This window comes from Maribacter zhoushanensis, assembly GCF_029350975.1.
GTDB classification, from domain to species: Bacteria; Bacteroidota; Bacteroidia; order Flavobacteriales; family Flavobacteriaceae; genus Maribacter; species Maribacter zhoushanensis.
The window spans coordinates 1,438,961-1,452,652 of sequence record NZ_JARKMR010000001.1 but is presented as its reverse complement, the minus strand read 5'-3'; the positions used below and the strand labels follow the sequence as shown (position 1 = coordinate 1,452,652).

Sequence of the window (13,692 nt, the reverse complement as noted above, 5' to 3'; positions counted from 1 at the left end):
AATGTTACAAGTCACATTCATACTACTCACTTTTATTACTTTGTTCTTATTCTACAGAGCAACAGGAAAAAACATGCACGTGGTTAAGCTGTTTTTTCTCTGGCAAATCGTAATAGGATTTTTAGCATTCTTAGGGGTCTTTAAAAATAAGCCCATGTTATTTCCATTGGCAATTTTAGCAACTATCTTACTTACCATATATTGTTTAAAAAAGATTTCAATTGATAAATTAAATACCAATTATTTACTTGGCATACATATTATAAGGATACCGGTAGAATTATGTTTATATCAACTATTTCTAGCAGGACTAATTCCCGAAATAATGACATTTACCGGCTGGAATTTTGATATTTTAATAGGTATAACTGCCGCTGTTATTCTAATTTATCAACTCGTAAAAAAGAAGAATTTAGCACGGAAGATTCTTTTACCTTGGAATTTTATCGGACTATTATTTCTATCTAGCATTGTTATAATCGCAATATTATCTTCGCCGCTACCCATACAGCAATTTGCATTTGATCAGCCAAATATTGCGCTTTTAGAATTTCCATATTGTTTTTTACCAACCTGTATTGTACCTATAGTTTTTATCTCTCATATTTTATTAATAAGAAAGTTATAATCTAAACTCCCTATATTTAATAATGCTATTACTTTTAAAAATGGGCAAGATTACTATTTTATTGTTGTTTTTATTGATGACATCTAGCATGTTCTCTCAAGATGATTTTAATAAACTACCACAAGCAAAAACTATAAACATTACTTATTTAATAGTCCCAAAAATTATTGGAAATGAACGCCTTCTCAACTCATTAGCCGATACTAAAGAAGGCATAAAAAGTAAGATAAAAGAAGTTTCAGTTTTCAAAGACAAACCTACCAGAGCAGGTACCGAGTTTTACAATTTAACTGAATTTGGCATCATATTATTTGAACTAGTTGAAAGTCCCGCTACCAAAACACAAAAAGAATTAAACAACTTCTTTGGTTTGGACGAACAAACCAATGTTTATGTTGATGGTTACTTATTAGAGCGTAAAAATTATAACATTGCTACAAACAGTATTAAAGAAATAGAATTGGTACAACCAGATACTGTAAACTTGTTGAAAGGTACTGTTTTAAACATTTGGACACTTGAAAAAGGTAAGCGTTACAAGGATTAATCTTGATAAACAAAAGAGATATCATCATCTTAAACAGCTCTTTCAGACTACAAACCAGTAATATCATTTTAACTTAATCTTTTCATTTTTTAAATAACGGCGTAGTATTTTTAGCACAAACACAACCATTGCCAAAACATTCTATATTCTTATTTGCAGCAGTACTAGCCTCGTTTTTAGGGTTTGGTCAAGACAATACTACTATATTAAAGGGTAAAGTTTCAAGTACTAAAAATGATATATCTAATGTACTGGTCATTAACCTTAATTCTAAGAGATCTACCATTACAGATTCTTTAGGTTTATTCTCAATTGAGGTGAAATTAAAAGACTCGCTTCGCATTACTGCAGTGCAATACCTACCAAAAGAAATAGTAATTAGCAAATCTCATATGAATAGTAGTTTAATTACGATTCAGCTAATTGATAATGTTATCGATTTAAATGAGGTAACGGTTACTCCTTATAATTTGACCGGGGATATTGACAGGGATATAGACAGGTTGTATTTAGAACCAACCGTAACATCATATTCTTTGGGACTACAAAATGCAGATGTCACCAAAATGACCCAAAGCGAAAGACTGTTACAAGAGGCTGACAGAGGAAAGTATGTAAGTCTACAAACAATGGACGAATATGGTAAATTGAATGAAATACTGAGTTACGTTGGTTTGAGTGTAAAGGTCAACACCCATAAAATAATGAACAAGGTCTCTGGCAGAACCAAGTCACTTGAAGAAATGGTAAAGCGTGATGAAAATATGGCTTTGGAAAAAAAAATTATATATAAGTTTTCAAAGCAAACGATAGCGAAACATTTCAATATTCCAGAAGCTAACGTTAACGGCTTTCTCACCTATTGCCTATCGCAACCTGATTTTAATGAATTATCAGACTCAAGAAATATGTCAGAAATTTGGAAATACCTAGATTCAAAGAGTTTTGAGTTCAAAAAAACCGAACGTTAATTAACAGCATCACTTACTACAAATTTGTTGTCAATTTCATCATATTAGAACTCAAGGAAAATAGCCATCGTAGTTGTTCCCATATCAACTGCTCTTCTTGATGGTTTCTTTTTAATGCACTATTATCCGTATTATTTAGAATAACGTTTTCAGATTCAAACTTGGGCAATTGTTTTTCAAATGAGACTACCTCATCAAAATTTAATTTTGCTACAGTGTTTGGGTCATTAGATAGGGCATCAAGAACAACAGAAAGGTTTTCATCGATTCTATGTATAATACCATTAAAACGCTCAGAAGCTTCCGTAGTCTTATGGTTTTGAATATAAATACTCAACGACGCCAAAGAGGAGAGAAAATTATGGTTCAACTCTACTAACTCATATATTTTATTCAAATTCTTTTGTTTAGAATGTGGTTCTTGAGTCATACGCTGAAAAGCGGAACTTAAATTAGATGTTTCCAAAAAAGCATTTTTACGTGCCAATCTATAACTAGTGGGCACTTTGCCTTTGTTGATATAGAAATCTGCAATTTTAGACAGGTATATTTGGTTTGCTTGAACACTTTTAGTTACATCTTTTTGTATTTCTTGAAAGCTCCAGCTAGGCCATAACAATAAAAAACCCAAATACGATAAACCCGCACCAACCAACGTATCTAAAATTCGGTATTGAATTACCGTCATAATATCTGGCTGAAGAATGCCATAAATGAATACTATACTAAGGGTAACATATATAGCAGATAACTTATAATTCTTTTGTAGCATTGAAAGTGCCACTACAAATGATATTAACGCCAGTATGCCGTATACATAAATATCTTGAACCAAGTATACAATGGCAGTAGCAATAACACCTCCTATAATGGTACCTACCGTTCTATCTTTCGTCCGTGCCTTGGTAAGGCCGTAACTAGGTCTCATTATCAAAATTATGGTCAACAAAATCCAATACAAATTCTGAAACGAAAATAAATTACCCAATACAAAGCCAACCATGAGCGTAATTGCCAAACGCAAGGAATGTCTAAAAATGGTAGACCTGAAACTTAGGTTTCTAAGTAATATTCGTGGGCTATAATCTTGAGAAATTAAAAATCGTTTTAAAATCTCTTTATCTATAAACTCTTCTGATGCAACATCATGATCACTAAGCAGCCATTTCATTCTTTTGAGTTTATCAAACTGCTTTTCTTGGTATTCCAAAAGATTCTGAAACATGATAAAAGCTTCATAAGCCTTATTATTCTTAACAGTACCTAATTCAGAAATTTTGTTCCTTAGCTCCTTAAACTGTTTATTCAACCGTTGGTGCTTTGGTAGTTCATTGGGCTTATTCCCAATCTTTGCCATAGACTGCAATTGCTCTGCCATGTTAAAGATTAGATGCTGAAATAATTGGGTAAACTCAGGATATATGGCAAATTGCTCATCCATTTTAGTATAATTTACCGGATTGGCACCTGCTGTTTCTAGCATTTCTATTAGTTGTACAAGTACTAAAACCCGTTTACCATTGTAAGTAGAAGTACCAGAATTGATACGGGAAAGTATAAGAATTTCTCGTAAAGTATCATGCTGTTCTGTAAGTTGACTTTGTAATAAGAATATTTTTTTTTGAAGCTTTTTTCTATTTGCTTCCCCATTAATAAGCTTACCTCTTTTTTTAAGTAAATCACCGGTTTTACCAATGATTTCGTATAAAATCTCTTCGGTCTGTCCTTTAGGGTTTATTTTGTACCATAATAGTGAAAGGGCCAAATACCAAAGTCCGCCAAGCCCAACCAACAAAGAATATTCGTAGATTTTTAATTGGCCTGGTGTATGGGCAAAACTTAAAATTAAAGCCAGAAGACCAGAAAAGCTTATTAAAGATGCCCTAAACCCGTAAGAGGCTATTAATGAAATACCAAAACTAAGAACCCCTAAAATTACAAGGGCAAGCCAATTGGAGTAATGTAAATATCCGCCAATAAAACTAACGACCATAACCAAAGCCGCAGAAAATAGAATACCGTAAACTTTATGTTTTTGACTGCCGTTTACATCACTAGGGTTACACCAAAAAGCACCAAAACATATAGCTAGACCAATTTCTGTGTATCCTGTATTAATACCTATAAACAAGGGTGTAATTACAGCGATAACGGTAAGTACCGACTTTGAAAAATTGGTACTGCCGAAATACTGCACAAGCTCTTTAAGAGAACCAGAAATATATTTTTGAACTTTGCTCAACCCCTGTTTTATATATCGCAAAGATACGCTTTGGCAGTAATAAGAATTGAGCACTATAAAAACAAAAAGTGCCGAGATAACTAAATCTCAGCACTTTTATAAACTTGAAATGGTAATTCTTAATTTTAAAAGAATTTATCTATAATGTACTGCTATTTGGGCTAATTGGCCAACAATTTTAACAGAGTCTTTCATAGATAATTTAGAGCCATCAGCATGTATCCATCTTTTTAACGGTTGCTCGCAAATCATATTCTTTACCTCAGCTTTTCCAAAATATTTTTTCATTCTCATAAACAGTTCAACATCGAACAGCCATTTGGTAACAAACTTTTTGTTGAACATTTTTGAGGCAATTTCACGATCCATTACTTTGGCACCACACTGGGTGTCCTTAAAAGGCATACCTAATATTGTTTGGATAATAAGGTTAATGGTCATGCTTATTACCTTACGAGCAGACTCTTTTGTAATATTGGCGCCCATTCTTGCTATACGTGACCCACTTACAATTTTAAAATCAGAGGTTTCGATTGTTTTTACCAAATCATCAAAATCTCTAAAATCTGTAGAAAGATCTGCATCTAAAAACCCTATATAATCTAATTGTGCATCTTTTACCAGGTGCAACATACCTTGTCTTACCGCTTCTGCCTTACCTCCATTTTCTTTGCAATTATAAATACTAATGTTATCTGGGTTTTCATTTTTTAATTTCCGTAGAACTGACAATGTATTATCTGTACTACCATCATTGACAAAACATAAATGATAACCTATATTCTTATGGGCAAAAGCTTTAAAATCTTCACTTGACAGTCGCTCTTCTTCATTATAGCATGGAATAACGACACCCACACATTTTTTTTGAAGAATACGTGTATCCGATACTTTAGAAGTTACCACACCTTCATTCTTTGGAACGCCTATTATTCTTTTAATTCTAGCCGCCATTTCATCTAAGCTTACGGGTTTTTTAAGATAATCATTAACCCCTAGATTAAAATTTTCCATGATTAAATGTTCATCCGTATTTCCTGACATTACTAAAATTGGCGTATCATTTTTCATGAACATACGAATGTACTTTACCACTTCTGTACCAGTACATGATACTAATTCTGTACCAGATATCTCTGGCATATTCATATCTAGCAAAACTAAATCTGGTTTAAAAGAATTAAATAATTGAATACCAGACTCAATAGAATTGGCTGTTTTGACTTCATAACCTATTTCCGTTAATCGTTTTTCAACAGATAACAGTATAAGTTTTTGATCGTCTATGGCTAAAATTTTCATACTCTAAAATTTGGTTGCTTATGGTTAACATTGACAAAATTACTTGGTAAGGATTATGTTTCTTAACAATCAAAGACGGGTAACAGTTTACTGTAGACGAGCGGTTTGTAACTTTCGACAACGAAATTTTTTTTAAAAAAAAGTAAAATCAATTTTAAGATATTCTGTAAACAATAAAGGAAATTGTAAGTATTATATTATTAAAATTACCGCTAATCCCTTTTTATTGTAATCATCATCTTATATATTTAATACCTTTATATTAAAATTGATTCTAATATAACTTTTGAAGAAAAAAACCAATACCCTTTTAATACTGGCTTTAATAGTAGGCCTTGCTTTTCATGGTTCTGCTATTTTCTTTACGTTAGAATCTACTTATGACGCATTAATACACCTATTTTTTGCGGATCATTATGCCAGTAGTTGGTTTGACCCTTGGGAATATAGATGGTATACGGGCTTTACCGTACAATCTTATCCACCGTTGGTACATCAGCTAATTGGTATACTCTCTTATATAGGTGGTTTAAAGTTTGGTATGTATACGGTCGCGTTAATAGCTATAGTGCTATTTATTACGGGTGCTTATAGGTACACACTATTAATGACCGGTAGTAGAAGAATTGCCGGCTACGGTGCCGTAATGGCCGTATTCTCATCAACCTTTGTAGAAACATTACATATTTTTGGGCAGTTACCTAGCGTTTCGGCGTTATCGATATTGTTACACTCCATGACAGAAATTTACTTGTGGATCAAAACAGGTAAAACACGGTACTTCATTACGTCAGCAACCATGCTCGCGGTAACGGTAACCTCTCACCATGTAACCCCTCTTTTTGGCATGGTATTTTTCATTGCACCATTAATGGGTATGGCGGTGATGGATGCCGCTAGAGAAAAAGTTGAATCTTATAAAGCACTTACGTTTAAAGTATTCTGGGGCACTACATTACAACACTTTTGGCGTATTGCCAAGTTTGGCGGTACCGCTATATTCTTGCTGGTGTTCTGTATTTTTCCCTACTGGTACAACTCTAAAAGAAACCCCATTACCCAAGTTGCCATACCTCATGGCTCAAGAGATAATTTCTTGGAAATAACCTCATCAGGTCTTGTATTTTTCCTTATTCCCTGGGGCGTATTTCTATTTATTCTACCCTATTTCTTTTACAGGTATTTTAGTAAAAGGTATGTTTTCTTCGGATTATCCTTTACCCTATTAACCATATTAGGAACGGGCGGCACCACCCCTATACCTCGCTTAATGCTAGGTGAAATGGCATTTAATATTTTAACCTTAGATAGGTTTACCTTGTGGGCAACCATTATGGCACTCCCCATTTTTGCAGAGTTTGCCTACCGTATGGTTGAAGGTGATTTAAAAACCCTGATACAAGAAAAGTTTGGCGGAGTTTACCATAGAGTTTTAGGTGGGCTGATTGCAGGTGGTATGCTCTTTATGGTACTGTTTACTATGACCTTAGGGTATTTTAGACCATCACAACCCGCTAAAATTAAAATGCTGCCAATTGTTAACTTTCTTGGAGCAGATTCGCATGACTCATGGCGTTATTTACCTTTAGGTTTTGGAGATCAAATGGCATGGCTTTCTGCACAGACCAGAGCAATGACGGTAGATGGAAACTACCACTCTGCACGCCGATTACCCGAATTGACGACAAGAGCCATCGAACGGATAGAGAACTCCAAATTTAGAGGTGTAGAAGGTATTGGATCCTTACAGCAATTCTTGACAGTACCAGAAAAATATAATCTAAAATATATATTCTCAAACGATAAGTTCTATGATCCCATTCTGTACTACTGTGGTTGGCAAAGGCTACAGCAACTAGAAAACGGAATTATGGTTTGGGAAAAACTAAATGTGGCGCCCATACCCCAAATTATGCCCAAGCAAGATGTACCTACCATAATGAAAATTATGTGGGGTATAATTCCGCTATCTACCGTACTGATCGCCATTTTTGTAAATATTCAAATGATATGGGTAAGGCTGTTAAAGTCAAGGAAAGTACCGGTGCATTCATTTATGAAATTAGAACTGCCCTACAATAAATTTCCATCAAAACTATTAACCTTCTCTCATTGGTGGGCTCTGTTAATTTTAATATGCATGGGGTACGGCATGTATATTTTCTATGTAAAAAATGTCACCCAATTATCACCGAACAACGTAGTAGAATCTTACTATGACGCTTTAGATTTTAAAGAATTCTCAAGAGCACATTCTTACATAGACCCTGAAGAAAATATAGATATAGCACAGTATATGCTAGAAGTTTCGGTAACCGATGGTATTTTAAGTTCTTATGCAAAACTAGATTCATTAGGAATTGAAATTTATGATGAAACCGAAAATAGCGCAAAAGCAAAAGTAGCCACACGTTGGATCACCCCATTAGAAAACGTATTCAACAATGAGTTTTATGAGCTGGTAAAACGCAAAAATAAGTGGTACGTAAAATCATTAAAGTTCGATAACGACATACCGCCAGATCAGCTTTTCACGGCAAATGGCACTACATATTACAATCATGGTAGAAGAAAAATAACCACCCAAGAAACCTATCATGAGGATGTTCTAAAACAGCCGGTTTTAGAGATTCTATCGGCAAAACTAGTAAAGTACAAAGGACAGTATAGTATCATTGGCGAATTACAGAATGTAGATAATACCCCGGCAGATATTGTAATTAAAGCCACCCTTTATAACGATGAGAATAAGGAATTGGCGAATTATAATGCCAAGCATCAAATAAAGCATAAGTTGATGCCAAAAGAAACAACCACTTTCAAGATCAATTTTGAAGGTATTGCATGGTCGTCTACCAAAGACACCTTACCGCCAACTTTTGATCCAGATCAATTTACACCGGTAAGTTTTGAACAACAACCTACCAAGTTTAACCTGCAGTCTGCAGGTAATACGGCAAACACAGATTTGTACAAGCATGTTGCCTTACAAGATTTGGAATATACTGAACAAGGTTTTAATGGTGTATTGTTTAATTCCGGTGTCCAGGAAGTAACCATACCACAGTTAATTATATCCTATTATGATGCCGATAGTAATTTAATTTGGGTAGACCATAAGTTTGTTACCGAAGGGGTTAGAATACAGCGAAAGCAATTTTTTAATTACAAGCCATTAGATCTTGATAGTTTAGAAATTATAAGCAGTAGTTTAGAAAATTGTTTTGTAAACGGTTCACCGAACAAGGCCATTGCAGATAAATTATTTCCTAACAGAAAATTGGTACATGGCAAACAGCAGACACAACCTTTTAAAGGAAAAGGATATGAGTATATAAAGTTTGAAATCAATAGTTATATAGGTAATCCAAAATAGTATGCGCTATACAATTATACTACTTCTAGGTATGGTACTATTTGGTTGTTCAGAAAAAAAAGAAGAACAACCCAAGGAAACTTATGTGCCCAAAACAGAGCTACTATCGCAATTAAAAAATAGTATTGCCGGTGATGCCATCACCATATCTTTTTCAACAGATACGCCAAAGGAAACCTATAAATTACAGATTAAAAATGCATATGGTAGTGTACTGCTAAATGCTACAGAAACAGAGACCGATAACATAAAATTCGCTGTACCTAAGAACTTCACAAGAATAGCGGGTCCGTTCAATTGGAAGTTGCTTTTAGATGGTAATATTTTAGATGAAGGCACACATCATATTGCTACAAATGCTCCAAAGGCAACTTACGTAGAATCTTATTTTGGTCCCCGTAGTGTAACGGCAGGTAGAAATGATTTCTCCATGTTGACCATTTCACCTACAGATGCTTATGACAACCCTTTAGATGATGGTACAGAAGTAACCATAAAATATCAATTCTTAGAAAATATAGATGAATTACAGATTTCCACAGAAAGTTTTATTGCATGGTATAATGTGGCATCGACCTTAAAATCTGGTAGAATATTGGTAACATCAGAATGTAACGGTACCACCTCTAAAGAATTGGCAACCATTGTATACCCTGCTAATGCAGTCAACTTTTCTATAAGTAGTTCTAGCGCTCATAACTTTGCCGATGGCAACCAAATAGTAACGTTTACATCAGACATTATAAAAGATGAATATGGTAATACGGTTACCAATGGCACACTGGTAACTTTTGTAATCAAAAATGAAAAAGACCAATATTTGTATACTATTGGCACTACCATAAATGGTGTTGCCGAAGCCAAAACACTACACCCGGATAAAGCTGCCCTTTGGGAAATACAAGCATTTGTAACAGGCGCTGCAGAAAGTAACACTACAAAATTTGAGTTTAAATCTGCGATAAAAGATTACGCGGTTCATTTTTCTAAAGGAAATAGAAATATTGATATTGGTCCGTTTGAGAGCTTTATGAAACAATTGATTCCTGACGGACTACTATTACAATTAGATATTTACAATGCTGAAGGAGAGTTTATAGACACAAAAAAAACAACGTCAAAAAACGGAGTGTGCAACATATTCTTAGGTGAGCATTTTCTTGAAGAAGGAGACTATATATTGAAATTGACCGCTGCAGGTATTACAAAAGAATTTACAAAGAATATACATGGCAATACAGTTAAATAAAGCATTATACAGAACTGTACTAATAGTCACCTTTTTGGCTATTAACGGACTAATTCTATACGGAATAGGAGCTGCTTGGGCATTTATGAATACCGGTGCCGACAAAACCTCTATGCTTCATTTAGAAGTACCTATGGATGATGTGTATAAACCAAATTTAAATTGGTCTAATATCGATAATCCTGGGCGACCTATGGAAGAGCAGGCCTTAGCTGAGATAACCAATGATTATATGAATGCTTGGCACGTTAGAAATATTGCATTCAAGAAAAATGACCGTTACGGTATTGAAGATTTTTATACCGATAGCGCAAGGGTTAGATTGTATGATAATATTGATTTAAACGTAAAGAACAACCACTGGTATAAACGTACTACCTTAAACCACAATCCCGCATTAGATTTTTATACTGCCGATGGCACTATGGTGGTGTTTAAAGATTACAACGTAGAAGAGTATCAAGAAACCTATGAGGGCGAATCTCTTCTTTTTAAAGAAAAAGACACCACTAGCTACCAAGTTATGATGCTGTTAGAGGATGGGTTTTGGCGTATTAGACACTTAAAAGAAATACCAAACCCCATAGATACATCCAAAGTTGAAAAACGAAACATACAGGCTAAACTTGAAAAAATCAAACAGCAAAAAGGTTTAAACTACTATCCAAAAGACTCCCCTTGGGACACTTTTGGCAAACGTTTTAATGATACCATTATAAATGAGGACTTTAAGATTATTCACGATATGGGATTAAATACTATTCGTGTATTTATTCAATATGAAGATTTTGGTAAAAGCAGGGTAGATACCAAAAAGCTTGAACTACTAAAGAAATTATTGGATAAGGCAGAAGACAACGGTTTAGATGTTCTCATAACCCTGTTTGATTTTTATGGAGATTACGACATATCTAATTGGACATTGACCCATAGACATGCAGAAGCCATTGTAAATGCAGTAAAAGACCACCCTGCACTTTTAGGATGGGATATAAAAAACGAACCCGATCTAGATTTTGATTCCCGTGGTAAAGAGAATGTACTACAGTGGCTAAATCAAATGATTTTAGAGATTAGAAATTGGGATACTAAAAACCCAATAACCATTGGTTGGTCTAACCCAGAGGCGGCGTTGAACCTATCTAAAGAAGTTGATTTCATTTCTTTTCACTACTATAAAAAGCCTGAGTATTTTATAGAATCATATAAGATTCTAAGGTATTTAACCCCAAACAAACCTATTGTTTTACAAGAATATGGAGATTCTTCCTATGATGGTATGTGGAGCTTATTCACAGGGTCTAACGAAAAACAAGCTGCTTATTATAACGTAATGCAAGGATATTTAGAACAAGAGAACATTCCGTATTTATTTTGGACGCTCTATGACTTTGAAAAGGTACCTAACTCGGTTGCCGGCAGCTTACCCTGGCGAACAAAAAAGCAACATTTCTTTGGTTGTTTAGATTCTTTAGGCAATAAGAAACCCTCATATTATGAATTATCCATTAAAAAATTAGATTAAAATCAGGTCTAAAAACCTTATTAAGTAAATGAATAAAATAAAAAACATTATTGATAAACCATATTTAATACTCTGGTCTTTAACTTTTATCAGTTTTTCTTTTGGTCTTAATAATTCTAATATTGATTTAGAAATCAACTTTTATGACACTTACTATATTATCAAATACAACTACATCTGTTATTTAATCTCATTATTATCGGCCATAATCGGATTTGGGTATTGGTTATTGCCTAAACTCAAATATCGTTTTTCAGATTGGTTGACTTTTATACATATAGCTTTGACATATATTGGTGTTTTATTTTTGTGGATAACCCTTATAGTTTTCCACGATAGGAATTATGAATCAGAAATGGCCATTCTAGAAAGTAGGGAAAAGTTAAATTTATTATCTATCATTTTCATACTTTTAATACTAATTGGACAGTTATTCTATGCTATTAACGTAATTACAGCACTTATTAAAAATACCCGAACCATCTAAAAATCAATTTAAGAATTGTTTTTAGATGGTTTCTTTAATTAAAATAATAAGCACAAAAAAAGGCTGGTTACCACACCAGCCCTCAAATACTAACCATATCGATTCTTAATGAACCAATTTCTTCTCCACAGTTGATATATCTATATTAAAACCGGTTTCTTTCGATTTCTGTATAGCTTTAAAATAGTCTATATACATCTGTGTAATAGCGGACATTGGTAATGAACATGCCGCTTTATAATTTTGTTTCGCCAACTGAACTCTGTAAGAGTCGTCGGTTATTATTTTTTCAATAGCATTTGCCAGAGATGATGTATCGTGAGCATCAAAAAACTCGCCTAAGTAGCCTTCTTCTTTTACCAATACACTTAAATCTCCTAAATCTGGTAACGCTACAGCATTACCGTAACTACCTGCTTGATGCAATACACCAGAACTACCGGTAGTAGAGGTATAAGGAAAAACGGTAACCGCACTATCTCCAAATATTTGGGGTACATCTTCTTCAGCTACGTAACCAGTATGTCTTATTTGTGGTACATGGCTATATTTCTGTTTCATTTCTTCTAAATAACCAGGTGTATTAGGACTATCTGTACCTGCTATCACAATTTCAATATCTTCATTGGTACGAGCTCTAATTTCTTCGACAGCTTCTATAAGAATCTCCACTTTTTTATAGGTACCAAACTTACCAAATGCCATTACTTGTTTTGGACCTTCAGGAAGCTTGAAATCTGGCTCTGGCGGGGTTTCAAATGCACCATGTGGAATCAACGCTACATTCTTTACCTTATACTTCTCTTCTAACGTTGTTACATATTTACTGATAGTAACCGCAAGAACATCTGAAGCAAGAACAAATTTTGTTAGCGTAGTTCCAATAAAATTATAAATACTTTGTAGTACTTTATTATTGGTGAACCCTGCATTTTCTAAATCTACCTGCTCAAGAATATTATGTAGTAATGAAATTGTTGGTATCCCTTTTGTCTTGCAAATAAAAGGAAGCATTAAGCCCATGGCAGCCGGTATTTTTTTATCTCCGAATTTTAAAAATTGAAGATTAAATAAGACTGCATCTGGCTTTACCTTTGAAATAGTCTTACTGATGCTGAATATATTGCTATAGCTATTAAAGCTCCAACATTCTTTGACCGTAATCTTACAGCCTTCGCCATCAAAATTTAAATCTTTAGCACCGTCGGTTTTATCAGTAATCAGAATCAATTCTGTTACTTCTTCTTGAAGTCTAAAATGTTTTACCAAATAATAACCATATTCTGTTAAGGTTACTTTACTAGGTGGATATGCGGTTACAATGGCTAATTTCATTTCGGTTAAATTTTATTTTACAACTCTATT

General features: G+C 34.0%; 9 protein-coding genes. 6 read left to right on the top strand and 3 right to left on the bottom strand.

From position 1 onward, the window contains the following. Position 1 precedes the first annotated feature (1 nt). From PXD56_RS06240 to PXD56_RS06230, 3 genes are all read left to right on the top strand, one after another. Entirely contained in the window at positions 2-628 is a 627-nt protein-coding gene (locus PXD56_RS06240; protein ID WP_276492454.1) for a hypothetical protein, read from the top strand. 22 nt (positions 629-650) lie between these two features. Then, entirely contained in the window at positions 651-1,175 is a 525-nt protein-coding gene (locus PXD56_RS06235) for a hypothetical protein (RefSeq protein WP_276492453.1), read from the top strand. Positions 1,176-1,303: 128 nt separating this feature from the next. Next, positions 1,304-2,146 carry a carboxypeptidase-like regulatory domain-containing protein gene (locus PXD56_RS06230; protein WP_276492452.1) on the top strand — a complete coding sequence of 281 codons (843 nt, stop codon included), beginning with the start codon at positions 1,304-1,306 and terminating at the stop codon, positions 2,144-2,146. Positions 2,147-2,162: 16 nt separating this feature from the next. On the opposite strand, the gene PXD56_RS06225 is transcribed toward PXD56_RS06230, so the two are convergent. After that, positions 2,163-4,388: an FUSC family protein gene (locus PXD56_RS06225; RefSeq protein ID WP_276492451.1), complete on the bottom strand. Its 2,226-nt coding sequence runs from the start codon at positions 4,386-4,388 to the stop codon at positions 2,163-2,165. 135 nt (positions 4,389-4,523) lie between these two features. Then, the gene (locus PXD56_RS06220; protein ID WP_276492450.1) at positions 4,524-5,690 is read right to left on the bottom strand and encodes a response regulator; all 1,167 of its coding nucleotides are present in this window, start codon (positions 5,688-5,690) and stop codon (positions 4,524-4,526) included. Between the two features lie 286 nt (positions 5,691-5,976). Between PXD56_RS06220 and PXD56_RS06215 the strand changes: the two genes are divergently transcribed. The 3 genes from PXD56_RS06215 to PXD56_RS06205 are packed head-to-tail and all read left to right on the top strand — an operon-like array spanning position 5,977 to position 11,840. Then, entirely contained in the window at positions 5,977-9,066 is a 3,090-nt protein-coding gene (locus PXD56_RS06215; protein ID WP_276492449.1) for a hypothetical protein, read from the top strand. 1 nt (position 9,067) lies between these two features. Next, positions 9,068-10,315, top strand: a complete 1,248-nt coding sequence (locus tag PXD56_RS06210) for a hypothetical protein (protein WP_276492448.1) — start codon at positions 9,068-9,070, stop codon at positions 10,313-10,315. Continuing rightward, on the top strand, positions 10,296-11,840 hold the full coding sequence (locus PXD56_RS06205; RefSeq protein ID WP_276492447.1) for a glycoside hydrolase family 2 TIM barrel-domain containing protein: 1,545 nt from the start codon (positions 10,296-10,298) through the stop codon (positions 11,838-11,840). Before PXD56_RS06210 ends, PXD56_RS06205 begins: the two co-directional genes overlap by 20 nt. Before the next feature lie 592 nt (positions 11,841-12,432). On the opposite strand, the gene PXD56_RS06200 is transcribed toward PXD56_RS06205, so the two are convergent. After that, on the bottom strand, positions 12,433-13,662 hold the full coding sequence (locus tag PXD56_RS06200) for a glycosyltransferase (RefSeq protein ID WP_276492446.1): 1,230 nt from the start codon (positions 13,660-13,662) through the stop codon (positions 12,433-12,435). Positions 13,663-13,692: the final 30 nt, after the last annotated feature.

Coding starts and splice junctions, on each gene's coding strand:
- PXD56_RS06240 (WP_276492454.1), top strand. CDS start 2: ATGTTACAAGTCACATTCATACTACTCACTTTTATTACTTTGTTCTTA.
- PXD56_RS06210 (WP_276492448.1), top strand. CDS start 9,068: ATGCGCTATACAATTATACTACTTCTAGGTATGGTACTATTTGGTTGT.
- PXD56_RS06205 (WP_276492447.1), top strand. CDS start 10,296: ATGGCAATACAGTTAAATAAAGCATTATACAGAACTGTACTAATAGTC.
- PXD56_RS06200 (WP_276492446.1), bottom strand. CDS start 13,662: ATGAAATTAGCCATTGTAACCGCATATCCACCTAGTAAAGTAACCTTA.
- PXD56_RS06220 (WP_276492450.1), bottom strand. CDS start 5,690: ATGAAAATTTTAGCCATAGACGATCAAAAACTTATACTGTTATCTGTT.
- PXD56_RS06235 (WP_276492453.1), top strand. CDS start 651: ATGCTATTACTTTTAAAAATGGGCAAGATTACTATTTTATTGTTGTTT.